This is a genomic window from Saccharospirillum mangrovi (assembly GCF_003367315.1).
GTDB lineage: Bacteria > Pseudomonadota > Gammaproteobacteria > Pseudomonadales > Natronospirillaceae > Saccharospirillum > Saccharospirillum mangrovi.
In genome coordinates, this window is sequence record NZ_CP031415.1 from 1,897,604 (window position 1) to 1,921,651 (window position 24,048).

The window sequence follows — 24,048 nt, forward strand, 5'->3', positions numbered from 1 at the left end:
CAGACCGCTATAATCGCCAGCCTTTCGACCACCACCGACCGGACCCCCGCCTGCCATGGATTTGAACGCACTGACCGCAATTTCCCCCATCGACGGCCGCTACGGCAGCAAGACCCAAGCCTTGCGTGCCTACTTCAGTGAATTCGGCCTGATTCACGCTCGCGTCCGGGTGGAAGTGCGTTGGTTGCAACAACTGGCTGCGCATCCACAGATCAAAGAACTGCCGCCATTCAGTGCGCAAGCGACCGACTTTCTGAATCGACTCGTGGACGATTTCAGCGTCGATGACGCCGAGGCCATTAAAGCCATCGAGCGCACGACTAACCACGACGTCAAAGCGGTCGAGTATTTTCTCAAAGCCAAGCTGGCCGAACTGCCGGAATTGGCGCAGGCGCTCGAATTCGTCCATTTCGCCTGCACCTCGGAAGACATCAATAATCTGTCGCACGCCTTGATGCTCAGTGGCGGCGTGCGCGATGTATTGGTTCCGACCATGACCGAGGTCGCCGACAGCATCACCAAGCTGGCACACCAACACGCTGACTTACCGATGTTAAGCCGCACACACGGCCAGACCGCTTCGCCAACCACACTTGGCAAAGAGATGGCCAACGTCGCTTATCGTCTGCAGCGTCAATTGAAGGCGTTGGAAACCATCGAATACCTGGGCAAGATCAATGGCGCCGTCGGCAACTACAACGCCCATCTGGCGACCTACCCGGACATTGACTGGGAAGCCAACGCGCGCGACTTCATCGAAGGTCTGGGCCTGAGCTGGAACCCCTACACCACCCAAATCGAACCGCACGATTACATCGCCGAGTTGTTCGACACCCTGGCCCGTTTCAACACCATCCTGATCGATTTTGACCGCGACATCTGGAGCTACATTTCGCTCGGCTACTTCAAGCAAAAAACCGTCGCCGGCGAAGTGGGCAGCTCGACCATGCCGCACAAGGTCAACCCCATCGACTTTGAAAACTCCGAAGGCAACCTGGGTATCGCCAACGCCGTCTTGGGCCACCTGGCTGCCAAACTGCCGATTTCCCGCTGGCAACGCGACCTGACCGATTCCACCGTCTTGCGCTCTATGGGCGTAGGCCTGGCGCACAGCCTGATCGCCTATCAGTCCAGCCTGAAAGGCATCGGCAAACTCGAAGCTAACCCGGAACGACTGGCGGCCGATCTGAACCAGGCCTGGGAAGTGTTGGCCGAGGCGGTACAAACGGTGATGCGTCGCTACGGTATCGAAGAGCCGTACGAAAAACTGAAAGCCTTCACGCGCGGTAAAGCCATCACCGAAGCCATGATGCACGACTTCGTTACCCAGCTGGATCTGCCCAAGGACGCCCAAGACGCCCTGTTGGCGCTGACGCCAGCCGGTTACGTGGGCAACGCCAGCGACCAGGCCAAACGTCTCTGACAGACCATTCCGGCGCATTTGGCCGATCACAGTCTCAGTCGATTCAGGAGCAGTGACATGAAAGTTCTGGGTGGGCTTTCGGCTCAATCTTTCCTCAGTCAGTACTGGCAGAAGGCACCGCTATTAGTACGTTCTGCCCTGCCCGACCCGTCTGACTTGATCGGCGGCGACGATCTGGCCGGACTGGCAACCGAAGAAGCCGTTGAGTCACGACTGGTCACCGCTAACGATTGGCGCCTGCGCCACGGCCCATTCTTCGAAGACGACTTCGCCAACCTGCCGGAACGCGATTGGACGCTGCTGGTCCAGGCTGTCGATCATTGGGTACCCGAAATCGCTGCTCTGTTCGATCATTTCCGCTTTATTCCGACCTGGCGGTTCGACGACATCATGTTGTCGTACTCGGTACCGGGCGGTGGCGTTGGGCCGCATTTCGACCAATACGACGTCTTTCTGATTCAGCTCAGTGGTCAGCGCGAATGGCGCATCGGCCAGACCTGCACCGAAGCCGACGACTGCCGCGACGATACCGAACTGAACATCCTGGCCCAGTTCGATGAACAGGAACGTTGGGTGTTGGAACCGGGTGACATGCTCTATGTGCCGCCGGGTGTCGCCCACTGGGGCACGGCGATCAGTGAAGGCATTACTTGTTCGATTGGTTTCCGGGCGCCATCGCGCGCTGAAATCTGGAGCGAATTCGCTCACTTCATGGCTGAGCGCGATGTTGAATTCGAACGCTATGCCGACCCCGATCTGAACGCCCGGACCGACCCGAATGCCATCACCAGCGCCGACCTTGATCGAGTGCAGGCCCGGTTGCGAGAAATGATTGAAGACCGCGACGCCCTGTCTCTCTGGTTTGGTCGCTACATGACCGAGCCCAAGTACAGTGACATCGCCTCAGACGAACCGGATTTCAGCGACGCCGATATTCAGCAACAACTGCAGGTGCAGCCACTGATGCGCAATCGTGCAGCGCGTCTGGCGTATGTCCCGGGTTGGTTGTTTGTTCAAGGGCAGGCGGTGGCTACCGAATTAAACGAGAAACAACTGCAATGGTTGTGCAACCAGCAGGAACTGACAGCAGACAGTCTGAGCGACGGACTCGACGGCGTGCCTTTCAGTCTGTTATCGGAACTGGTGCGCAAAGACGTCTTCTACTTTGAAGACGGGGAAGAAAGCTGGGTTTAACGGTTTTTTGCCCGGCAGCGAGCGACTCAAGCGGTCAGGCTGGCCGCTCAGTGGAGCGTCGCGTCTTCAGCCTCAACAGCCAGTTCTTCGTCGTCATCCAGACTCTCAATGTCTGTGGCTACCTGGACGCCCGCGCTGATCATGGCCCGAGCAACATGGATGCGTTGATCCTGCAGTCGGTCTTTGGCTTCGTCGGAAAAACGAATGGTCAGCAGCGGTTCCTCATCGGAATCGGCTTTGCGCAGAGCAATGTCGCCGTTTCCCAACTCAATGATTTCCCAGTACATACTCGCCTTTTCTATCGGTGCATGGACAGCAACTCAGTGACAGTCAATTTAATGAAAGTCACCAAGCTCACGAATGCGATCAACCCATTGTTGCAGGTCGGCTAACCAGATGCGGTAATGATTTGTAGTGTTGCTGTTAGCGCCGTCGTTACCTTCGGCAACCAATTCGATACGTTCGGTCGATGCCGTCGGCCTGGCGGCCGCTTGTCCCACCCGACCGGACCAGTGTTCGCTGATCTGGTGCAACTGAGCCAACCAATGTTCCGGCTGCGACAAGGCGTCTTTTAAAGTTCGAACTTCCCAGGCATCCGGGCGCTGCTCGCCCAGTTGGCGCAGCAATTCGTGAACCGGCCGGTCAGCCGTCAACGATTGGCCATAGGCCTCCGCTGCTTCTGCCAGAACTGCCCGCAAAGCTCGATGCATAAAAACCGCCGCGGCTTCTTCGCAGGCTTCAACCGCAGCCGGCAACACGGCTTGCTGTGCCTGATCGAGCATCAGCCGCGCTTGATACAGCAACAGATTGGTTTGAGCACGGCGGTTCATGGCATCAATAGTTCATGCGGAAGCCAAGGTGGACGGCGTTATCTACCTTGACGTTGCTGGAGCCACGGTAAGACGAGACATCGTGCCAGCCGACAAAAACACGAGCCTGAGGCAGCACTTTGTACGTCACACGGGCATGAATGTCCTGAAAGCCGTCCAGGCTGTTAAACGCCAAAATCTGCGGCGAGTAGTACAGGCTGCCTTCGGCACCCAGGCCATTCATGAAGTCCGGGTTCCAACGCAGAAAACCACCCACGGCAATGGCGCCGCCGGCGTCCACGCGGTCTTCAAAGAAATAGCCCTTGAAGCCGATGCCGCCAATCATCTCGCGGTTTTGCAAGGTGGCATCAACAGCGTTAAAGCCTGCGCTGAACGCAAAGGTGCTTTCGCTGCTGTAGCGTTCGCTGTAGAGCACACCGGTAGTGATGTGTGCGGAAGTGCCAGTGCGTACCGCTTCGTGTTCAAGACGGACAGAGGTGTCGGACAGGGAAAAATCGATGGCGCCGCCAGCGTTGGCCGCCAACGGCAAAACGGCGGCGATCAGCGCCAACCACCCGTGTTTAAAAAACATGCAGGAGCTCCAGAATACGTTCGGCGCCGATTGTACTGAATTCACCGAACAGCGACATCACCCGACCGTCACCTCTGTGAAAGAGGCACGGCCGGAGATGCCCGTTTCGTTAAATTAACCGGCCAAATCGAGCAGCAGCTTGTTCAGCCGGGCGACGAAGGCCGCCGCATCTTTGGGATGAGAACCTTCGGCCAGACGCGCCTGCTCCAACAAGATGTTAGCCAGATCGGCGAAGCGCTCATCGTTGGCTTCGGCTTCAAGACGACGCACCAACGGATGCTCCGGATTCAGCTCAAAAATCGGTTTGGTTTCCGGCACCGGCTGACCGGCAGCTTCCATGATGCGACGCATTTGCGCGCCCATGTCGTCGTCACCCACCACGATACACGCTGGTGATTCGACCAGACGATGCGTCATGCGCACGAACTCGACCTCGCTTTCCAACAACGTCTGCAAGCGCTCAAGCAAAGGCTTGTGTTCGTCGTTGGCCTTTTGTTGAGCCGCTTTTTCTTCCTCGGTTTCAACACCAGAAAGATCCAGCCCGCCCCGTGCTACGTCGACAAATTGTTTGCCGTCGTACTCGCGCAGATAACCCATCAGCCACTCGTCGATGCGATCACTCATCAGCAACACTTCGATGCCTTTCTTGCGGAAGACTTCCAGGTGCGGGCTGTTCTTGGCGGTCTGATGGCTGTCGGCAGCGACGTAGTAGATTTTGTCCTGGCCCTCTTTCATCCGCACGATGTAATCGTCGAGCGATTGGTCCTGCTTTGCTTCATTGCTGTGCGTAGTGGCAAAGCGCAACAGCTTGGCAACTTTCTCATTGTTTGATGAATCTTCGGCCGGGCCTTCTTTCAAAACCTGACCGAATTCATCCCAGAACGCCTGGTATTTTTCCGGGTCTTTTTTCGCCAGCTTGCTCAGCATGTCGAGCACGCGTTTGCTCAAGGCTGCGCGCATGGCATCGATGGCATCGTTGCTTTGCAGAATTTCGCGGCTGACGTTCAACGGCAGATCGTTGGAATCGACAATGCCTTTGACGAAGCGCAAATACATCGGCAGGAACTGTTCAACGTCGTCCATGATAAAGACGCGTTGCACATACAGCTTCAGGCCTCGCGCGCGTTCGCGGTTCCACAAATCAAAGGGCGCCTTGGCCGGTACATACAGCAAGCTGGTGTATTCCATCTTGCCTTCGACCTTGTTGTGGCTCCAGGTCAGTGCATCGCCGTAATCGTGCGAAATGTGCTTGTACAGTTCCTGGTATTCGTCGTCTTTGATCTCGCTTTGCGAGCGCGTCCACAAAGCCGTGGCGCTGTTGACGGTTTCCCATTCCGATTCGGCCTTGTCGTCGTCCTCTTCTCCATAGTTTTCCTTGAACATCTGCACCGGAATGGAGATGTGATCGGAATACTTACGGATCAAATTGCGCAAACGCCAGCCGTCGGCGAAGTCAGTACTGTCGGCTTTCAAATGCAGCACGATGCGCGTGCCGCGTTGCGGCAGTTCGAGATCACCGAGCGTGAATTCGCCGTCACCGGCACTGCTCCAGTGCACACCAGCACTGGCGGGCAAATCGGCACGACGGGTAAACACATCCACTTTGTCGGCAACGATAAACGCCGAATAGAAGCCGACACCAAATTGACCAATAAGCTGGCTATCCTTGCGTTCATCTCCAGTGAGATTTTGCAGGAACTCGGCCGTGCCGGACTTGGCGATGGTGCCCAGATTCGCCACCACATCGTCACGGCTCATGCCGATGCCGTTGTCGGTCAGCGTCAGCGTCTTGGCATCTTTGTCGAACTCGATGCGGATTTTAAGTTCGCTGTCGTCGGCCATCAGACTGTCGTCTTTTAGCGCGCGAAAACGCAGTTTGTCGGCGGCGTCGGATGCATTGGAAATCAACTCGCGCAGGAAAATTTCCTTGTTCGAGTACAGCGAGTGAATCATCAATTGCAGCAGTTGTTTGACTTCCGTCTGAAAACTGAGCGTTTCTTGTTGGGTTTCAGACATAGATCACCTCAAATCAATAACTTAACGGTGTTCCCAATTTATGGGCCGACGTTCTCATTTCAAGCGGTCTGGCCCGCTTCCCTCACTTTCACCGCTCAGGCACACTGGCTCGGCCGTCATGTCGACGCGCCCTGGTTACAAGGAAGCCCATCCTATGAGTACCACTGATACCACCCCAGCCGTTCGCAAACGGGAAATTTTCGGCTGGGCGATGTATGACTTCGCCAATTCCAGTTACACCACCGTTGTTGTCTCTTTTATCTATTCCGCTTTTTTTGTCGCTTACATCGTGCCACCGGAACTGGCGCATCTGAAAAACTCCTTTTGGGCAGCCAGCGTGGCTATTTCGACCGGCCTGGCCATTATCCTGGCGCCGTTGGTTGGGGTGCTGTGCGATTACAGCGGCCACAAGAAACGCTATTTAGCCTGGTGCACCTGGGTGTCGGTGATTGCCACCGGCGGGCTGTATTTTGTCGATCCTGGCAACATCGCGTTGGGCATGGCGTTTTTAGTTTGCTCCAACACGGCCTGGATGCTGTCGGAAAGCTTTATCGCCAGTTTCCTGACCGAACTCGCCACGCGTGACAACATGGGTCGCATTTCCGGCATCGGCTGGGGCATCGGTTACATCGGCGGGTTGCTGAGCCTGCTGATGATCATTGCCATCGTCACCACCAGCGCGGCGGACAACTTCGATCTCTACATCGATCAGAACCAACTCGCTATGGTGGCGATCGCAGTCTTCTACGGTCTGGGCGCCCTGCCCACTTTCCTGTTCGTCAAAGAACGAGCCCTGCCCCGCCCCGGTTTTGAAAACGCCAACTGGAGTCTGCTGTTCAGTGCTGCCAAGGCACGTCTTACCGCCGCTCGCAGTCTGGTTGGTGACTACCCGGTGCTGTTCCATTTCTTCATCGCGTTTATGGTGTTTATGGCCGGTGTGTCGGTGGTGGTGAAATTCTTCGGCATCTACGCTCAGGAAGAGATCGGAATCGTTGGCACCCAATTGCTGATCATCGGTGCCACGTTGCAAATTGCGTCCATGGCCGGTGCGATTGGCTTTGGATTTCTGGAAGACAAACTGGGTTCAAAAAACACCCTGATGCTGTCGCTGGCCTGGTGGCTGCTTGGTTTGCTGGGCATTTATTTTCTGGCGCCACTGCAAGCCGTGTCTGGGCTGGAAACGGTGACGCTGTTCGTCATCATTTCCTTCATCGCGGGCAGCGCTATGGGCGCAACGCAAAGCGCCAGTCGCACCATCGTTGGTTTGCTGGCGCGACCAGAAGATTCGGCTTTGCTGTTTGGTTTGTGGGGCACCGCCGGACGCCTGGCGATTATTCTGGGCATGATTTTCGGTCCGGTGTCGGACGCCATCGGTCGTCACAACGCGTTGCTGGTCATCATGGCGTATTTTGTATTGGGCGCACTGCTGTTGCGTCGGGTGCCGTTGAAAGAAGCCATCGCCCAGGGGCCTGGTCAGGCGACTTCCAATTAAGGCGACTCAGGCCGCCTCGTCATCTTCGCTGTGCATGATGGGCAGATTCGGGTCCAACCCACGGGCCCGGATTAATTTCTTCAGGGTGTTGCTGCGAAACTCGCGTCGGTACAACACCGCAATGATCACCACCGTGCCAGTGATGAACCAGAACGGCCCGATAAACCAACCCACCACCGCCAGGCTGAAATAGAAAGCGCGCAATCCGAGATTGAATTGCTTACCGGCCAGGTCCATCACTTCGGCGGTGTGCAACGCAAAGATACGTTTCACGCCGTCGTCGATGCTTTCGGTTGGCGTGGGTGCAGAACCAATCATCACCGACAGAAAACCAAATTGCCGCATGCTCCAGGTGAAACTGAGAAAAGCGTAGATGTACACGCAGATCAGCACGCCCACCTTGGCTTCCCACATTTCCTTGGTGCCGTCCTGAACGAACGAGATGTCGTTGAGCAATGCCATCACCTGTTCCGACGCCGCCAGAACGGTAATCAAACCACCGACAGCAAACAAACAGGCCGAGGCAAAGAACGCCGAATTGCGCTCCAGATTGCCCACCGCCGACATATCGGCCACTCGATTTTCCCGGCGCAACAGTCGGCGCATCCAATCAATGCGAAAGTGATGCATGATCGACGACAAACTGTGTCGGCGCTTGCCTTCCACTGAGGCATAGCGGGTGTATGCGAGCCAACCCGAAATAAAGATCAATAAAGCGAGCCAATCAAAAAACGGCGGCATCTGAGCGTCCTTGTTGCCTTCAGTTGATGCTCAGCATTGTAGAGCAGCTGCCCGCCAAGAGAGAGCGCCAGCAATCACAGACTGTCGTGACGGGGACGCAAAAAAGCCCGACAGAGCATCGGGCTTTGAATCGACAGAGTGACCCGTCCTGAAATACGTTGACACCCACAGGAGCAACGTATGGATAAGCCAACTATCACCCGTAAGAAGCGCACACAGCGTGATTACAACCTCGGCTTTAAACTGGCTGTCGTCGAGCAAGTCGAAAAAGGCGAACTCACCTACAAACAGGCGCAAGATCGCTATGGCATTCAGGGGCGCAGCACTGTGCTAGTCTGGCTGTGCAAGCACGGCCAACGCGACTGGACACAGACGAGGAGTGCCGCCATGCCCCCCTCAAAAGAAACCCCCGAGCAACGCATCAAGCGTCTGGAAAAAGAGCTGGATGACGAGCGCACGCGCAACCTGGTCCTCAATGAAATGATCACCATCATGGATGAAGAGCATGGGACCGAACTGCGAAAAAAGTATTTAGCCAAGGAGCGCGACGCCTTCAAGCGCAGGGCAAAGTAAGCCTGAGCCGGACGTGCGCGCTCTTTGGTTGCTCCCGGCAAGGCCTCTATCAGCGTGTGCAGCGGCACCGACGGCGCCAGGCCGAATTACAGCCGGTGCTGACGCTGGTTCAAGACGTGCGGCGACAGCTACCGCGACTGGGCACGCGTAAGCTGTATCACTTACTGCAGGCCGACTGGGAGCGATTGGGCATCAAGTTAGGTCGGGATGGCTTATTTGATTATCTGCGCCAACAGCGCCTGCTCATCCGCCCAAAGCGCCGCTACACCAAAACCACAGACAGTCGTCACTGGCTGAAAAGACACCCAAACCTCTACAACAACCAACGCTGGAGTCGTCCAGAACAGGCGTTTGTCGCCGACATCACCTACCTGGAGAGTCGAGAAGGCGTGCATTACCTGTCGCTGGTCACCGACGCCTTCTCGCGGCGCATTATGGGCCACGAACTGAGCCGAGAGATGAAGGCGACGGACACGGTGAAGGCGTTAACCCGAGCGCTGCGCCAGAGGATGTATGCTCATCCATTGATCCACCACTCGGACCGGGGTGTGCAGTACTGTTCGGCGGTCTATCAAGCGGTGTTGCGGCGGTATGAGGTCAAGCCGTCAATGACGGACGGGTACGACTGCTATCAAAACGCGCTGGCGGAGCGAGTGAATGGCATCCTCAAGCAAGAGTTTTTGGTTGAGCGCTGCAACACTTTTGAAGAGCTGGGGGTCTTGGTGGAGCAATCGATCAGGGCGTACAACCGGTTAAGGCCGCACTTGAGTCTGGGTATGAAAACGCCGGATGAAGTGCATAAAAAAGCCAGTTGCTGGGCGCAACTGGCTTGATTAAAACCGTCAACGTATTTTAGGACGGGTCAGAGCTTAAAAAATCAGCCCGCTGCCATGGCTTTATTGCGAGACCGAATCAACCAGCATTGCAGCGTGAAGCCAACAACAAACACCACCAACCACGCCAGCAGTGTCATCTGAACTACGGGCGATGTAGGGCCGTCAGCCAGCGGATGTGACACCGGTAAACGGGTCAGGGTTTCGTTGGTGCCCGGCACCAGCGACAGCAAATAGCTGAACGACAACGCAAAGGTCGACAGGTACGGACGACTGCGACCGAGGAAATTCAACTTGCTCGCCCAGGCGCCGCCTAAAGCGATGACCAGAACGACGATGCCAAAAATATGGCCCGGGTTAATACCGCCGGTGCTGGAAACACCAAAGGCAGTGATAACCGCCAAGGCCGTTCCGGCCAAATAAATCTGCCCAGAGCGTTTACTCGGATCAATCTGCGCATAGCGGGCGAAGGCGTAGGCGCCAACGATCAGAGGAACCAGACTGATCAACGTGTGTATTGCACCCAACAAGGAAATGGGATGTGGCATAGCAATGTTCTCCTTTAAGCGTGAATTCGAATCATGGTTGATGCGTGACAGTCGAACCGTCTCAGCAAACTTTCTTTCTTAAAGCCGCCTACTAGTTGGTAGGCTTTGCGGATAAATTTTTACTGGCAACCTCCTTTAAGAGGACTGTGCCGTGAGTCGATCCACGGCCAAAGCAGTCAAGGTAGGAAACACCTGAGGATCACCCAGGCCGCGAGCCGCCAGCATGGAGCCGTGCACGTAGGCCATCAGCGCTCTGGCTTCGGTCTCAGGCGTGTTGTTCAGAACAAACACGCCCTGCTCGCTGCCCAACGCCAAAATGTTACTCAGCCAGGTGGACAGATCCTCGAAATGCCCCCGAACCTCATCGGCCACTTCGCTCGGAATGGAGGGAATTTCCGACGCCAACATGGCGCAGATACAGAATGACGACACGCCTTCCAGAATGCAGCCTGACCAATAGTTCATGTAAGCGTTCAGTGCGTCCAGCGGCTGCGGGTGTGCCTGCTCAATCATCGACAACCCTTGCCGTGCCGTTTCCCGATAGCGGGCAACCACCACCTGAACCAACTCCGCCTTACTGGGAAAGTGGTGATGAATACTGGCTTTGCTGATTTTTACCTGCGCCGCGATGGTCGCGTAACTGAAACTGTTATACCCCCCCGACACCAACAGAGATTGAGTGTAGTCCGCTATTTCTGTGGCCTTAGGAGATAGTTCAATCGACACCGGGTTGCCCTTCTATCGTTACTCGCTTATCAATGCGTGTAACCTACTAGTTGGTAGATTAACTGTCAAGCCTGATAACCTGATTTTATTGTTACTGCCCTGTCACATTGTTCACCGGCATCTCAGCGTTTTCAGCGCAACAAAAAAGGCAGCCGAAGCTGCCTTTTCCACTGAATAGAAACCGACTTACCAGCCAGTAATTTCTTTCAGTGCTTCGCCGATTTGAGCCAGCGAACGAACGGTTTTCACACCGGCGTCTTCCAACGCAGCAAATTTCTCATCAGCGGTGCCTTTACCACCGGCAATGATGGCGCCGGCATGGCCCATGCGCTTGCCCGGAGGTGCAGTCACACCGGCGATGTAAGAAACCACCGGCTTGGTGACGTTGGCTTTGATGTAGGCTGCGGCGTCTTCTTCCGCGTTACCACCGATTTCACCGATCATGACAATGGCTTCGGTCTGCGGATCCTTCTCGAACATCTCCAGGATGTCGATGAAGTTGGAACCCGGAATCGGGTCACCACCAATGCCGACGCAGGAAGACTGGCCGAAACCGTAGTCTGTGGTCTGCTTAACGGCTTCGTACGTCAGAGTACCGGAGCGAGACACAATGCCGACTTTACCCGGCTTGTGAATGTGGCCCGGCATGATGCCGATTTTGCACTCTCCCGGAGTGATCACGCCCGGGCAGTTCGGGCCGATCATACGCACGCCTTTACGGTCGACGTATTCTTTGGCCTTCAGCATGTCCAGAGTCGGGATGCCTTCGGTGATGCACACCACCAGCTCAACGCCGCTGTCGGCTGCTTCAATGATGGCGTCCAGGCAGAACGCTGCCGGAACGTAGATCACAGAGGCGGTTGCGCCAGTCGCTTCAACGGCTTCGCGCGCGGTGTTGAATACCGGCAAGCCCAGGTGAGTGGTGCCGCCTTTGCCCGGCGATACACCGCCGACCATCTGCGTTCCGTACTCAATGGCTTGTTCGCTGTGGAAGGTGCCCTGAGAGCCGGTAAAGCCCTGGCAGATAACCTTGGTGTTTTTATCGATCAGTACGCTCATGCGGCACCTCCGGCTGCGCTAACCACTTTCTCGGCAGCATCGGTCAAGGAAGCGGCGGCAATGATGTTCAGGCCACTTTCGGCCAATTTCTTGGAGCCCAGTTCGGCGTTGTTGCCTTCCAGACGAACCACAACCGGCACTTTCACGCCGACTTCTTCCACCGCACCGATAATGCCTTCTGCGATCATGTCGCAGCGCACGATGCCGCCGAAGATGTTGACCAGTACGGCTTTAACCGAGGTGTCGGACAGGATGATCTTGAACGCTTCCGCCACACGCTCTTTGGTCGCGCCACCACCTACGTCGAGGAAGTTGGCCGGCTTGCCGCCGTGCAGTTTAACGATGTCCATAGTGCCCATCGCCAGACCGGCGCCGTTCACCATGCAACCGATGTTGCCATCGAGCGCCACATAGTTCAGTTCCCAGGCAGCGGCACGGGCTTCGCGCTCGTCTTCCTGAGACGGGTCACGCATGTCGGCGATTTGCTTCTGACGGAACAAGGCGTTGCCATCGACGTTGATCTTGGCATCCAGGCAATGCAGGTTGCCTTCGTCGGTGATAACCAGCGGGTTCACTTCGATCAGCGCCAGGTCTTTATCTTCGAACAGCTTGGCCAGACCCAGGAAGATCTTGGTGAACTGTTTGATTTGCTCACCTTGCAGACCCAGTTGGAAAGCGATGTCACGCGCCTGGAACGGCTGAGCGCCAACCAGCGGATCGATCTGCGCACGCAGGATTTTCTCCGGCGTTTCTTCGGCCACTTTCTCGATCTCGACACCGCCTTCGGTGGACGCCATGAAAACGATGCGGCGGCTACCACGGTCTAGAACCGCACTCAGGTACAGTTCTTTGGCGATGTCGGTGCAGGATTCGACCAGAATCTTGCTGACTGGCTGACCGTTTTCATCGGTCTGGAAAGTCACCAGGTTCTTGCCCAGCCATTTCTCGGAGAATTCGCGAATCTCGGCGTCGCTCTTGACCAGCTTCACACCACCGGCCTTACCGCGACCGCCTGCGTGCACCTGGGCTTTAACGACCCACATGTCACCGCCGATCTTCTTGGCGGCAGCCACAGCTTCTTCCGGGGTATCGCAGGCAAAGCCATCGGACACCGGCAAGCCGTACTCTTTAAACAGCTGCTTGGATTGGTACTCGTGTAGGTTCATGGTTCTTTCCGTTTTGAACGCGAGTGTTCAGGGGGAATTTTTTATTGTCGTCGGTTTCGCCCGGGTCGCACTCTGATTAGCGAATAAGAAAACCGGAGGCGAACCTCCGGCTTCTTCATCTATCAACGTTTCTTGCGATTAACTTTGTGGATGGCGATGTTGTCGACCGCCAGAGCCGCTTCGTGTACCGCTTCAGAATTGGTCGGGTGCGCGAAGCAGGTCAACTGCAGGTCTTCGGCACTGGACGCAAATTCCAGAGCGATCACGCCCTGGGCGATCATTTCGGATGCCCCGGCTGCGAAGATGTGCATGCCCAAAACCCGGTCGGTCTTGGCATCGGCGATGATCTTCACCTGGCCGTCAGTGGCGTTTTGCGCCATGGCACGGCCAATGGCCGCCATCGGGAAGGCGCCGACTTTGTAGTCCACGCCTTCGTTTTTCAGTTCTTCTTCTGTCTTGCCGACCCAAGCGATTTCCGGGTGTGTATAAATGACGCTCGGAATAGCGTCGTAGTTCATCTGGGCTTTATGGCCGGCGATGATTTCAGCCACCATCAAACCTTCTTCTGAACCTTTGTGAGCCAGCATCGGGCCACGAACGACGTCACCGATGGCGTAGACGCCCGGTACAGTCGTAGCGCACTGATCGTCGACTTGAATAAAGCCGCGCTGATCCAGATCGACACCACAGCCTTTGTCCAGGCAGCCTTCGGTGTACGGACGACGACCGACAGCGACGATCAGCTTGTCGAAGGTTTCTTTCTGCTCGCCTTCGGCGGTTTCAAAAGTCACTTCAACCTGATTTTTCTTGACGCTGGAACCGGTCACGCGGGCACCCAGACGGATGTCCAGACCTTCTTTCTTGGTGAAGTATTTCAGCGCGTCTTTGGCGATGCCCTGGTCTGCTGCGGCCAGGAACTTGTCCATGGCTTCGAGGATGACCACGTCGGAACCCAGACGTTTCCAGACAGAGCCCAATTCCAGACCGATCACGCCAGCGCCGATAACGCCCAGACGCTTGGGTACAGAATCGAACGACAATGCGCCTTCAGAATCGACGATCACGCCTTCGGTCAGCGGTGTCGGCGGAATTTCCACCGGCACAGAACCCGTTGCCAGAATGACGTTCTTGGCTTCCAGAGTTTCAACGGAGCCGTCGTGCAAGGTCACTTCAACAACCTTATTGGCCTTGAGCATGCCCTTGCCTTCGAAGGCAGTCACGCCGTTGCCTTTGAGCAGGCCAGATACGCCGCCGGTCAATTGTTTAACGATGCCGGCTTTGCGGTCCATCATGCCTTTGACGTCGATTTTCAGGTCTTTCAGTGAAATACCGTGAATGTCGAATTCGTGCTTGGCCTGATGGAAGTGTTCAGAAGATTCGAGCAGCGCTTTGGACGGAATACAACCGACGTTCAAGCAGGTGCCGCCGTAAGAAGGTTTGTTGTCTTTATCGAGCCACTTCTCGACGATGGCCGTCTTCAAACCCAGTTGGCCGGCCTTAATCGCCGCCACATATCCGCCCGGGCCGGAGCCGATCACTACTACATCAAACTGTTGTGCCATCTGTTTCTACCTTTAACGATGAGTTCTGGGTTGCACCGGCGTCGCTGCCGGCCTCAACCCGAAATAATGTCGGTCCGCTATTACAGTTCGAGCAGAATGCGAGCCGGATCTTCCAGCATGTCTTTGATGGCGACCAGGAACTGCACCGCTTCCTTGCCGTCGATCAGACGGTGGTCGTAAGACAGCGCCAGATACATCATCGGCAACACTTTCACTTCGCCGTTGACGGCCATCGGGCGTTCCTGGATTTTGTGCATGCCCAGGATAGCTGTTTGTGGCGGGTTCAGAATCGGTGTCGACAACAGTGAACCGAACACGCCACCGTTGGTGATGGTGAAGGTACCGCCCTGCATGTCTTCCAGACCCAGTTTGCCTTCCTGGGCGCGCTTGCCGAAATCACGGATGGTGCTTTCGATGGTTGCCAGACTCATCTGGTCAGTATCGCGCAGTACCGGAACCACCAGGCCACGGTCACTGGACACGGCCACGCCGATATCAAAGTAGCCGTGATACACGATGTCGTCGCCATCGATAGAGGCGTTCACTTCCGGGAAGCGCTTCAGTGCTTCGGTGGCCGCCTTGGTGAAGAACGACATGAAGCCCAGGCGAGTGCCGTTGTGCGCTTTCTCGAAAGTGTCTTTGTAGCGTGCGCGCAGATCCATGATCGGCTGCATGTTGACTTCGTTGAACGTGGTCAACATGGCGGTGCTGTTTTTGGCGTCGAGCAGACGTTCAGCAACACGCTTACGCAGACGGGTCATCGGCACGCGTTTTTCGGTGCGCTCACCGGCCGGAATGCTAACGCTGGCGGCAGCGCTCGGTACGGCAGGAGCGGAGGCCCCGGCTTTGGCACTGGAGGCAGTCGCATTAACCACGTCTTCTTTGGTGATGCGACCACCTTTTCCGGAACCGGCGATGTCGGCAGCGGTCAGGCCTTTTTCGTCCGCCAGTCTGCGAGCAGCCGGGCTCATGGCTGCATCGGCATCACCGCCAGAAGCCGCGGCTGGTGCCGGTTCGGCTTTGGCTTCGGCTTCGGCCGGTTTTTCTTCCGACTTGCCCGCGCTGCCAGCGGCACCTTCTTCGAAGATGCCAATCACTTCCTGGCTTTCAACGGTGTCGCCTTCTTCTTTCTTGATTTCTTTAATAACGCCGTCTGCCGGCGCTACCACTTCCAGCACGACTTTGTCGGTTTCGATATCGACGATCAGTTCGTCGCGTGAGCACGCTTCACCCGGCTTCTTGTGCCAAGTCGCAATGGTGCCGTCAGCGACGGACTCTGGAAATTGTGGTGCTTTAATATCTGTGGCCATCTGTACGGATCCTTAGTCGTAGAGCGTCGATATCACTGAGCAAACAAAATTGCTTCGTTAAGGAATTTTTCAAGTTGTTCTAAATGCAGTGCCATATAACCCGCCGCCGGTGATGCTGAAGCGTCACGGCCTGCGTAGTTCAAATACAGGCTGGAATTCACTTTCTGCAACACTTTGCGCATGTGGTGCTGGCTGGAATACCAGGCGCCCTGATTCATCGGCTCTTCCTGACACCAGATCACGTCCTTGAGGTTTTTGTAGCCAGACAGCACTTCGTACAGCCGCTCTTCCGGGAACGGATACAGCTGCTCAATGCGGACGATGGCGACGTTCTTCACCTCTTCTTTCTGACGCTTCTCGATCAGGTCGTAATACACCTTGCCGGAACAGAACACGACGCGCTCAACCTGCTTCGGATCGATATCGGCATTGGTTTCATCGATGACGGTCTGGAAGCTGCCTTCGGCCAATTCTTCCAGACTGGAGACGGCATCCTTGTGACGCAGCAGACTCTTCGGCGACATCACCACCAGCGGCTTGCGCAGGTTACGACGCGCCTGACGACGCAGCATGTGATAGACCTGCGCCGGTGTAGTCGGCATGCACACCTGAATGTTCTGCTCGGCGCACAATTGCAGGAAACGCTCCAGTCGAGCCGAAGAGTGTTCCGGGCCCTGGCCTTCGTAGCCGTGCGGCAACAACATAACCAGACCGCACAAACGGCCCCACTTGTGTTCACCGGACGTGATGAACTGGTCGATCACCACCTGAGCACCGTTGGCAAAGTCACCAAACTGGGCTTCCCAAACCACCAACGCATTCGGCGTGGTGGTTGAGTAACCGTATTCAAAGGCAACAACCGCTTCTTCAGACAGGAAGGAGTCGTAGACTTCAAAAGTCGGCTGGTTTTCGTACAGATGCGCCAGCGGCGTATAGGTGCTGCCGTCTTTCTGATTGTGCAGTACCGCGTGGCGGTGGCCGAAGGTACCGCGGCCGGAATCCTGGCCGGTCATCCGAATCGGATGGCCTTCTTTTACCAGCGTGGCGTAGGCCAGCAGCTCGGCCATGCCCCAGTTCAACGGCATGGCGCCTTTAGCCATTTTTTCGCGGTCGGAAATCACCTTGCCAACCTGACGCTGCAACGGGAAACCTTCAGGCATCAGGTTGATGTCGTCGGCCAGTGCCTGCAGGTCTTTCAGCGGCCAACTGGTGTCGAACTGATCAACCACCGGCTGGTTCAGATAAGGCGTCCAGTCGACGAACAGCGACTTGTTCGGCTCTTTTACCAGGGCCTTGACCACGTGCTCGCCCTTGTCGAGCGCATCGCGGTAGTCGTCCGCCATGCTCTTGACGACGGCCTCGCTGACCACGCCCTGCTCCACCAACTGGTTGGCGTACAGTTCCAGCGTGCTCTTACGCGCACGAATGGCTTGATACATCAGCGGCTGAGTCATTGCCGGTTCGTCGGCTTCGTTGTGGCCACGACGGCGGTAGCACACCAGATCAATCACCACATCGCGCTTGAACTGCTGACGATAATCAACCGCCAACTGGGTGACGAAAATCACCGCTTCCGGGTCGTCGCCGTTCACATGGAAAATCGGCGCCTGAACCATCTTGGCGATGTCGGTGCAGTACTCGGTTGAGCGGGCATCGATGCGCTTGGAGGTGGTGAAGCCAACCTGGTTGTTGATGATGATGTGAATGGTGCCGCCAGTGGTGTAAGCGCGGGTCTGAGACATCTGGAATGTCTCCATAACCACGCCCTGGCCGGCAAAAGCTGCATCGCCATGAATGTTGACCGGAACGACCTGATCGCCACTGTGATCGCCGCGACGATCCTGACGGGCACGAACCGAGCCTTCCACCACGGGTGACGCAATTTCCAAATGCGACGGGTTGAACGCCAGCGCCAGGTGCACTTCGCCGCCGGAGGTCATGACGTTGGAAGAGAAACCCTGGTGATATTTAACGTCGCCGGAACCCTGAGACAGGAAGGATTTGCCTTCGAATTCTTCGAACAAATCCGCCGGGTTCTTACCCAGAATGTTGATCAGCATGTTCAGTCGGCCGCGGTGGGCCATGCCGATCACCAGTTCTTTGGCACCGTAGGAACCGCTGCGTTGAATCAACTCGCTCATCAACGGAATCAGCGACTCGCCACCTTCCAGACCGAAACGCTTGGTGCCTGGATACTTGGAACCCAGGAATTTTTCCAGGCCTTCGGCAGCCGTCAGGCGCTCAAGAATGTTTTGTCGGACTTCAGCCGAATATTCCGGACGAGACCGGACCGATTCCATGCGCTGCTCAACCCAGCGACGCTCAGCGGTATTCACAATGTGGGTGAATTCAGCGCCGATGGATGAGCAATAGGTTTGCTCCAGCGCGGCGACAATTTCTTTCAGCGGCGCTTCGCTTTTACCCAGATAAATGTTGTCGCATTGAAAGACGGTGTCTTCATCGGCCGGAGTCAGGCCGTGGTATTGCATGTCCAGATCCGGCACCGGATCGCGCTCGGTCAAACCAAGCGGATCGAGCTGGGCTTTCTGGTGGCCCCGAAAACGATAGGCGGTCACCAGTTGATGGACGCGCACCTGTTTGCGTTCGTGTTCGCTGACAATGCTCGGCGCCAATGTGTTGGAGGCGACCTTGGGAGATTTGGCAAGCAACATGAAATGATCTCGAACCGGCCCGTGCGGGGTATCGGTCGTCACCTGATCATTGATATTGGGAAGCTTGTCGAATACCGCACGCCACTGTTCGGGAACGGAATTAGGATCAGCCAGATAGGCTTCGTACATCTCGTCAAGGTAGGTTTGGTTGCCGCCCGATAAATGGGACGATGACCAAAGTTCCTCCATGGTGCCGTTTTGCATTGTGCTTGAACCCTGTTTGTTCAATACCGCGGAAGAAATCACGATGCCATCAGCATCGACTCAAAAACTCACTCTCTATTCAGAACTCCCCAACTACCGACACAGGCTGGGGCCGAACAAAACCCCGGCCGGACCGGGGTTTCTGACCGCGAGAGACGCGGTTGTTCGTGATTAAGTGGCGTTGGCCAACAGCATAGACCGGATGTGACCGATTGCCCGAGTCGGGTTCAGCCCTTTGGGGCAGACACTGACACAGTTCATGATGCCACGGCAACGGAACACGCTGAACGGATCGTCCAGATCCGCCAGGCGATCTGCGGTCGCGGTATCGCGGCTGTCCGCCAGGAAACGATACGCTTGCAGCAAGCCAGCGGGGCCGACGAACTTATCCGGGTTCCACCAGAACGACGGGCAGGACGTTGAGCAGCAGGCGCACAGAATGCACTCGTACAAACCGTCCAGCTTTTCACGATCTTCCGGGCTTTGCAGGCGTTCAATCGCCGGCGCTGGCTGATCGTTGATCAGATAAGGTTTGATCTTCTCGTACTGCTTATAGAAGACGCCCATATCGACCACCAGGTCGCGAATGACCGGCAGACCCGGCAACGGACGGATGACCAGTTTGTCACGACCGCCCTTCACTTCCGACAGATGGGTAATGCAACCCAAACCGTTTTTGCCATTGATGTTCAAACCATCCGAACCACAGACGCCTTCGCGGCAAGAGCGACGGTAAGACACTGTGGTGTCCTGCTCTTTCACCAGGTTGAGGACGTCGAGGACCATCAGGTCCTTGCCTTCCGGGATCTCAACCTCGTAGTCCTGCATGTAGGGCTTCTTGTCGGTCTCCGGATTGTAACGATAGATACTGACTTTCATACGGCGCTCCGAATCGGCATCGACTTAGTAAGTGCGGACCTTGGGTTGGAAAGGCTCGACCGTTTTAGGGGTGAAGTTCACTGCACGCTTGGCGATGGTTTTTTCACCCGGCTTGAAGATGGAGTGACACAACCAGTTCTCGTCATCACGCTCCTGGAAATCTTCACGGGCGTGTGCGCCGCGGCTTTCGGTGCGCTGCTCAGCGGCCACCGCCGTTGCTTCAGCGACTTCCAGCAGGTTGGCCAATTCCAGCGCTTCGATGCGGGCGGTGTTAAACGCCTTGCTCTTGTCGTCGAGTTTGACCTTGCCAACGCGTTCGCGAATCTCTGCCAGCTTTTTCAGACCTTCGGCCATGCTCTTGCCTTCGCGGAATACGCCGAAGTGCAGTTGCATGGTGTTTTGCAGATCTTTCTTCACCGCCGCAACGCTTTCGCCTTCGGTGGTGTTTTCCAGAGCGTTCAGACGCGCCATGGCACGGTCGATGTCGTCTGCGGTGGCCGCATCCGATTCGTAACCTTCACGCAATGTCTTCTCGATCTGCATACCGGCCGAACGACCGAAGACCACCAGATCAAGCAGCGAGTTGCCGCCCAAACGGTTGGCGCCGTGTACGGATACGCAAGCAGCTTCGCCGCAGGCATATAGGCCGTCGATGACTTTGTCGTTGCCGTTTTCGTCCAGCATCAGAGCCTGGCCGCCAACGTTGGTCGGAATACCGCCCATCATATAGTGGCAAGTCGGTACAACTGGAATCGGCTCTTTGGCTGGATCGACGTGCGCAAACGTCTTCGACAATTCCACGATACCCGGCAGACGGCTATGCAGCAGTTCTTCACCCAGGTGATCGAGTTTCAGGAAGACGTGGTCGCCTTCCGGGCCGCCGCCGCGACCGCCGAGAATTTCCAGCACCATCGAACGGGCGACCACATCGCGGCCGGCCAAATCTTTGGCGTTGGGGGCGTAACGTTCCATGAAACGTTCGCCGTCTTTATTGATCAGATAGCCACCTTCACCACGGCAACCTTCGGTCACCAGAGTGCCGGCGCCATAGATGCCGGTCGGGTGGAACTGCCACATTTCCATATCCTGGACGTGGAAGCCGGCACGCAATGCCATGCCGATGCCGTCGCCGGTGTTGATCAGGGCGTTAGTGGTTGAGGCATAAATACGACCAGCACCACCGGTCGCCAGTACTGTGGCTTTGGATTGAATATGAACGACGTCGCCGGTTTCGATTTCGATGGCAACGACACCCGTCACCGCGCCTTTGGCGTTGGTGACCAGATCGACCGCGTACCATTCATTCAAAAAAGAGGTGCCGGCTTTCAGGTTGCCTTGATAGAGCGTGTGCAACAGAGCGTGACCGGTACGGTCAGCCGCCGCACAGGTACGAGCGGCCTGAGTGGGGTTGTCCGGACCTTTGGACTGACCGCCGAAAGGACGCTGATAAATACGACCGTTTTCAAAACGGGAGAACGGCAGGCCCATGTGGTCCAGTTCGAATACCGCTTCCGGGCCGACGGAACACATGTATTCGATCGCGTCCTGGTCACCGATGTAGTCGGAACCTTTAACGGTGTCGTACATGTGCCAACGCCAATCGTCATCCGGATCAGCACTGGCGATCGCGCAGGTAATACCGCCCTGAGCAGAAACCGTGTGAGAACGCGTCGGGAAAACTTTGGATACCACCGCAGTATTCAAACCGGATTGCGCCAACTGCAACGCAGCGCGCAAACCACTGCCACCGCCACCGACGACGATGGCGTCGTAAGTCATAGTCTTAATAGTAGCCATACCTTTATACACCCCACACAGCCGATACACCGGCGACCAGATAAATGAAGGCGGTCACAGCGATGATGAACAACACGATAAAACGGACCCAGGCGTTCTTGAGATAGTCCGTCGCCACCGTCCACATGCCGACCCAGATGTGGCCGACCAAGGCCAGCAAGGTGACCAGGGTGTAGATCTTGACCCAGAAGCTGGAGAACAGATGCTGCCATTCGGCGAAGCTGAGATTGGGGTTGGCGATGAAGAAACCAAAAATAAACAGAGTGTAGGTGGCCAGCAGAACGGCCGAGACGCGTTGGATCATCCAGTCGGACAGACCGCTGCGCGACAGGTTAGTGATGCTTCTTACCATACCCAAACCCCCGCCAGAACGATGCCGATAACAGCCAGAACCAAAGCAATGCGAGACGCCCACGTGCCGCCGTTCAATGTCTCAGCGTAACCTGCGTCCATGATCAAATGCTTGATGCCGGCGATGAAGTGGTACACCACCAAAGAAAGGATGCCCCAGGTAATGAACTTGGCGAGAGGATGCGTCAGGACAGCGACGACCTGATCGAAACCCTGACGGGATTCCAGACTCAGGCCCAGCGCCCAGACCAGAAAGCCGACAGCGACGAAAAGGCCGACACCCGTTATGCGATGAATGATCGACGCTATGGCAGTGATCGGGAAACGTATCGTTCCCAGATCAAGGTTCTTTGGTCGGTGATTGTTCACGGCTGTTCACTCTTATTGATGTGCAAGCCCAATGACGGGCGGCTGGAACGGTCAAACCTTCTGCCAAGCACGGTTAAGGCAGTTGGCCCGACCCCGAAATGCGCCGGAATTATAGTGACCGATGCAAACAATTACAAATGGACACAGGTCGGGAACGCAGTGTTTACGGGGGCCCCATAGGGTTCCGCTATTGTAGTCATTGGTTAATCATTGCCACTGAGACTTTCGGTTTAGGCCGCCGCTTTGGTCAAATTGACAAACGATCGCAACTCTCTATAGTTGTGCGCGATTTCGCACCCTGCGTCACAACTCTATAAAGATAGACGCAAGACAACGCTTTTCCATATCGAAAGCGTCACCGTCCAAGGTGCAGCCTGATCATCACCCCTTCTGCGTCACCCTTTCCGACGCCTAACCCCGGCTTTACAGAGGAGGCCCTCATGACTGACAAGACTGCCAAGTTGGTCATCGAAGGACGCGACCCGATTGAGTTGCCCGTACTTTCTGGCACGATGGGTCCTGATGTTGTGGACGTACGGTCACTGACCGCCAATGGACTGTTCACCTACGATCCCGGCTTCGTTTCCACCGCATCCTGCGAGTCTGAAATCACCTACATCGACGGCGACCAAGGTGTCTTGCTGCACCGCGGCTACCCCATTGATCAACTGGCCAACAAAGCCGATTATTTGGACGTCTGCTATCTGCTGTTGTACGGGGATTTGCCCAGCGCAGCGGAGAAAAAAGAGTTCCAGCACGTCATCAGTCACCACACCATGGTGCATGAACAAATGCGCCAGTTCTTCCAGGGTTTCCGTCGCGATTCGCATCCGATGGCCATCATGGTTGGTGTGGTCGGCGCCCTGTCGGCCTTCTATCACGACTCGCTGGACATCACCAACGAACGCCATCGTGAAGTCGCCGCGCACCGTCTGATTTCCAAAATGCCGACGCTGGCGGCCATGACCTACAAGTACTCCATCGGTCAGCCGTTCGTGTATCCGCGGAACGATCTGTCCTACGGTGGGAACTTCCTGCACATGATGTTCTCCACCCCGGCGCAGGATTACAAAGTCAGCCCGACGCTGGCACGCGCCATGGACAAAATCTTCACGCTGCACGCCGATCACGAGCAAAACGCCTCAACGTCTACCGTACGTCTGGCCGGTTCTTCCGGTGCCAATCCGTTCGCCTGTATCGCAGCCGGTATCGCTGCGCTTTGGGGTCCGGCACACGGCGGTGCTAACGAAGCCGTGTTGACCATGCTCGAAGAAATCGGCGACGAGTCCCGCATCGAAGAATTCATCGCCCGCGCCAAAGACAAAGACGATCCGTTCCGTCTGATGGGCTTTGGTCACCGCGTGTACAAGAACTACGACCCGCGCGCCAAAGTGATGAAGGCAACCTGTGACGAAGTGCTGTCCGAACTCGGTGCTGGCAACGACCCGATGTTGAAGATCGCCATGCGTCTGGAAAAAATCGCGCTGGAAGACGAGTATTTCATCGAGAAAAAACTCTATCCGAACGTCGATTTTTATTCCGGCATCATCTTCAAAGCCCTGGGTATTCCTACCGACATGTTCACCGTCCTGTTTGCCGTCGGCCGCACACCGGGCTGGATCGCGCACTGGAAAGAAATGATCAGCGGCGCGTACCGCATCGGTCGTCCGCGTCAGTTGTACAAAGGTCACACCCAACGCGACGTGCCGGGCAAATAAGCTCGAACGTTTGC

The 24,048-nt window shown here is 56.2% G+C and carries 21 protein-coding genes; 5 read left to right on the top strand and 16 right to left on the bottom strand.

What is annotated here, in order from left to right:
* The first annotated feature begins 55 nt into the window (after window positions 1-55).
* Together purB and DW349_RS09165 are read left to right on the top strand one after the other, a co-directional pair.
* The gene (gene purB, locus DW349_RS09160; RefSeq protein WP_108127008.1) at window positions 56-1,423 is read left to right on the top strand and encodes an adenylosuccinate lyase; all 1,368 of its coding nucleotides are present in this window, start codon (window positions 56-58) and stop codon (window positions 1,421-1,423) included.
* A 57-nt stretch (window positions 1,424-1,480) separates the two neighbouring features.
* Window positions 1,481-2,617: a cupin domain-containing protein gene (locus DW349_RS09165; RefSeq protein ID WP_108127006.1), complete on the top strand. Its 1,137-nt coding sequence runs from the start codon at window positions 1,481-1,483 to the stop codon at window positions 2,615-2,617.
* Window positions 2,618-2,664: 47 nt separating this feature from the next.
* On the opposite strand, the gene DW349_RS09170 is transcribed toward DW349_RS09165, so the two are convergent.
* The 4 genes from DW349_RS09170 to htpG all read right to left on the bottom strand — a co-directional run bounded on the left by DW349_RS09170 (window position 2,665) and on the right by htpG (window position 6,034).
* A complete protein-coding gene (locus DW349_RS09170) occupies window positions 2,665-2,904 on the bottom strand; it encodes a hypothetical protein (RefSeq protein ID WP_108127004.1) in 240 nt (79 codons plus the stop codon).
* Window positions 2,905-2,952: 48 nt separating this feature from the next.
* Window positions 2,953-3,447 (bottom strand): DUF6586 family protein, encoded by a 495-nt coding sequence (locus DW349_RS09175; RefSeq protein ID WP_108127002.1) that lies wholly within the window; start codon window positions 3,445-3,447, stop codon window positions 2,953-2,955.
* A 4-nt stretch (window positions 3,448-3,451) separates the two neighbouring features.
* Complete coding sequence (locus tag DW349_RS09180; protein ID WP_108127000.1) at window positions 3,452-4,018, bottom strand: YfaZ family outer membrane protein; 567 nt, start codon at window positions 4,016-4,018, stop codon at window positions 3,452-3,454.
* A 114-nt stretch (window positions 4,019-4,132) separates the two neighbouring features.
* Window positions 4,133-6,034, bottom strand: coding sequence for a molecular chaperone HtpG (gene htpG / locus DW349_RS09185; RefSeq protein WP_108126998.1), 1,902 nt, complete (start codon window positions 6,032-6,034; stop codon window positions 4,133-4,135).
* A gap of 154 nt (window positions 6,035-6,188) precedes the next feature.
* On the opposite strand from htpG, the gene DW349_RS09190 reads away from it, so the two are divergent.
* Window positions 6,189-7,526 (top strand): MFS transporter, encoded by a 1,338-nt coding sequence (locus DW349_RS09190; protein WP_157954440.1) that lies wholly within the window; start codon window positions 6,189-6,191, stop codon window positions 7,524-7,526.
* Window positions 7,527-7,532: 6 nt separating this feature from the next.
* Here DW349_RS09190 and DW349_RS09195 read toward each other — a convergent pair whose 3' ends face one another.
* Window positions 7,533-8,267, bottom strand: coding sequence for a DUF599 domain-containing protein (locus tag DW349_RS09195; protein ID WP_108126994.1), 735 nt, complete (start codon window positions 8,265-8,267; stop codon window positions 7,533-7,535).
* 180 nt (window positions 8,268-8,447) lie between these two features.
* Between DW349_RS09195 and DW349_RS09200 the strand changes: the two genes are divergently transcribed.
* A protein-coding gene (locus tag DW349_RS09200; RefSeq protein ID WP_420820649.1) for an IS3 family transposase occupies window positions 8,448-9,673 on the top strand; the annotation gives its coding sequence in 2 pieces (ribosomal slippage) (window positions 8,448-8,796 and window positions 8,796-9,673; 1,227 coding nt in all).
* A gap of 44 nt (window positions 9,674-9,717) precedes the next feature.
* Here DW349_RS09200 and DW349_RS09205 read toward each other — a convergent pair.
* From DW349_RS09205 to sdhC, 11 genes are all read right to left on the bottom strand, one after another.
* Window positions 9,718-10,221: a hypothetical protein gene (locus DW349_RS09205; RefSeq protein WP_108125337.1), complete on the bottom strand. Its 504-nt coding sequence runs from the start codon at window positions 10,219-10,221 to the stop codon at window positions 9,718-9,720.
* Between the two features lie 135 nt (window positions 10,222-10,356).
* On the bottom strand, window positions 10,357-10,947 hold the full coding sequence (locus DW349_RS09210; RefSeq protein WP_108125338.1) for a TetR/AcrR family transcriptional regulator: 591 nt from the start codon (window positions 10,945-10,947) through the stop codon (window positions 10,357-10,359).
* Between the two features lie 186 nt (window positions 10,948-11,133).
* Window positions 11,134-12,006 (bottom strand): succinate--CoA ligase subunit alpha, encoded by an 873-nt coding sequence (gene sucD / locus DW349_RS09215; protein WP_108125339.1) that lies wholly within the window; start codon window positions 12,004-12,006, stop codon window positions 11,134-11,136.
* Entirely contained in the window at window positions 12,003-13,172 is a 1,170-nt protein-coding gene (gene sucC / locus DW349_RS09220; protein ID WP_108125340.1) for an ADP-forming succinate--CoA ligase subunit beta, read from the bottom strand. The genes sucD and sucC overlap by 4 nt, the downstream gene beginning before the upstream one ends.
* 122 nt (window positions 13,173-13,294) lie before the next feature.
* Window positions 13,295-14,734, bottom strand: coding sequence for a dihydrolipoyl dehydrogenase (gene lpdA, locus DW349_RS09225; protein WP_108125341.1), 1,440 nt, complete (start codon window positions 14,732-14,734; stop codon window positions 13,295-13,297).
* 80 nt (window positions 14,735-14,814) lie between these two features.
* A complete protein-coding gene (gene odhB / locus DW349_RS09230; protein ID WP_108125342.1) occupies window positions 14,815-16,044 on the bottom strand; it encodes a 2-oxoglutarate dehydrogenase complex dihydrolipoyllysine-residue succinyltransferase in 1,230 nt (409 codons plus the stop codon).
* A gap of 32 nt (window positions 16,045-16,076) precedes the next feature.
* Entirely contained in the window at window positions 16,077-18,920 is a 2,844-nt protein-coding gene (locus DW349_RS09235; RefSeq protein WP_108125343.1) for a 2-oxoglutarate dehydrogenase E1 component, read from the bottom strand.
* A 171-nt stretch (window positions 18,921-19,091) separates the two neighbouring features.
* Window positions 19,092-19,799 carry a succinate dehydrogenase iron-sulfur subunit gene (locus DW349_RS09240; RefSeq protein WP_108125344.1) on the bottom strand — a complete coding sequence of 236 codons (708 nt, stop codon included), beginning with the start codon at window positions 19,797-19,799 and terminating at the stop codon, window positions 19,092-19,094.
* A 24-nt stretch (window positions 19,800-19,823) separates the two neighbouring features.
* A complete protein-coding gene (gene sdhA / locus DW349_RS09245; protein ID WP_108125345.1) occupies window positions 19,824-21,596 on the bottom strand; it encodes a succinate dehydrogenase flavoprotein subunit in 1,773 nt (590 codons plus the stop codon).
* Between the two features lie 4 nt (window positions 21,597-21,600).
* Window positions 21,601-21,948, bottom strand: a complete 348-nt coding sequence (gene sdhD, locus DW349_RS09250) for a succinate dehydrogenase, hydrophobic membrane anchor protein (RefSeq protein WP_108125346.1) — start codon at window positions 21,946-21,948, stop codon at window positions 21,601-21,603.
* Window positions 21,942-22,316, bottom strand: a complete 375-nt coding sequence (gene sdhC / locus DW349_RS09255; protein WP_108125347.1) for a succinate dehydrogenase, cytochrome b556 subunit — start codon at window positions 22,314-22,316, stop codon at window positions 21,942-21,944. Before sdhC ends, sdhD begins: the two co-directional genes overlap by 7 nt.
* Window positions 22,317-22,756: 440 nt before the next feature.
* Between sdhC and gltA the strand changes: the two genes are divergently transcribed.
* A complete protein-coding gene (gltA, locus tag DW349_RS09260) occupies window positions 22,757-24,034 on the top strand; it encodes a citrate synthase (protein ID WP_108125348.1) in 1,278 nt (425 codons plus the stop codon).
* Window positions 24,035-24,048: the final 14 nt, after the last annotated feature.

What these genes read in the sequence shown, in the direction of transcription:
- purB (WP_108127008.1), top strand. Translation starts at nt 56, where the DNA reads ATGGATTTGAACGCACTGACCGCAATTTCCCCCATCGACGGCCGCTAC.
- DW349_RS09165 (WP_108127006.1), top strand. Translation starts at nt 1,481, where the DNA reads ATGAAAGTTCTGGGTGGGCTTTCGGCTCAATCTTTCCTCAGTCAGTAC.
- DW349_RS09170 (WP_108127004.1), bottom strand. Translation starts at nt 2,904, where the DNA reads ATGTACTGGGAAATCATTGAGTTGGGAAACGGCGACATTGCTCTGCGC.
- DW349_RS09175 (WP_108127002.1), bottom strand. Translation starts at nt 3,447, where the DNA reads ATGAACCGCCGTGCTCAAACCAATCTGTTGCTGTATCAAGCGCGGCTG.
- DW349_RS09180 (WP_108127000.1), bottom strand. Translation starts at nt 4,018, where the DNA reads ATGTTTTTTAAACACGGGTGGTTGGCGCTGATCGCCGCCGTTTTGCCG.
- htpG (WP_108126998.1), bottom strand. Translation starts at nt 6,034, where the DNA reads ATGTCTGAAACCCAACAAGAAACGCTCAGTTTTCAGACGGAAGTCAAA.
- DW349_RS09190 (WP_157954440.1), top strand. Translation starts at nt 6,189, where the DNA reads ATGAGTACCACTGATACCACCCCAGCCGTTCGCAAACGGGAAATTTTC.
- DW349_RS09195 (WP_108126994.1), bottom strand. Translation starts at nt 8,267, where the DNA reads ATGCCGCCGTTTTTTGATTGGCTCGCTTTATTGATCTTTATTTCGGGT.
- DW349_RS09205 (WP_108125337.1), bottom strand. Translation starts at nt 10,221, where the DNA reads ATGCCACATCCCATTTCCTTGTTGGGTGCAATACACACGTTGATCAGT.
- sucD (WP_108125339.1), bottom strand. Translation starts at nt 12,006, where the DNA reads ATGAGCGTACTGATCGATAAAAACACCAAGGTTATCTGCCAGGGCTTT.
- sucC (WP_108125340.1), bottom strand. Translation starts at nt 13,172, where the DNA reads ATGAACCTACACGAGTACCAATCCAAGCAGCTGTTTAAAGAGTACGGC.
- lpdA (WP_108125341.1), bottom strand. Translation starts at nt 14,734, where the DNA reads ATGGCACAACAGTTTGATGTAGTAGTGATCGGCTCCGGCCCGGGCGGA.
- odhB (WP_108125342.1), bottom strand. Translation starts at nt 16,044, where the DNA reads ATGGCCACAGATATTAAAGCACCACAATTTCCAGAGTCCGTCGCTGAC.
- DW349_RS09235 (WP_108125343.1), bottom strand. Translation starts at nt 18,920, where the DNA reads ATGCAAAACGGCACCATGGAGGAACTTTGGTCATCGTCCCATTTATCG.
- DW349_RS09240 (WP_108125344.1), bottom strand. Translation starts at nt 19,799, where the DNA reads ATGAAAGTCAGTATCTATCGTTACAATCCGGAGACCGACAAGAAGCCC.
- sdhA (WP_108125345.1), bottom strand. Translation starts at nt 21,596, where the DNA reads ATGGCTACTATTAAGACTATGACTTACGACGCCATCGTCGTCGGTGGC.
- sdhD (WP_108125346.1), bottom strand. Translation starts at nt 21,948, where the DNA reads ATGGTAAGAAGCATCACTAACCTGTCGCGCAGCGGTCTGTCCGACTGG.
- gltA (WP_108125348.1), top strand. Translation starts at nt 22,757, where the DNA reads ATGACTGACAAGACTGCCAAGTTGGTCATCGAAGGACGCGACCCGATT.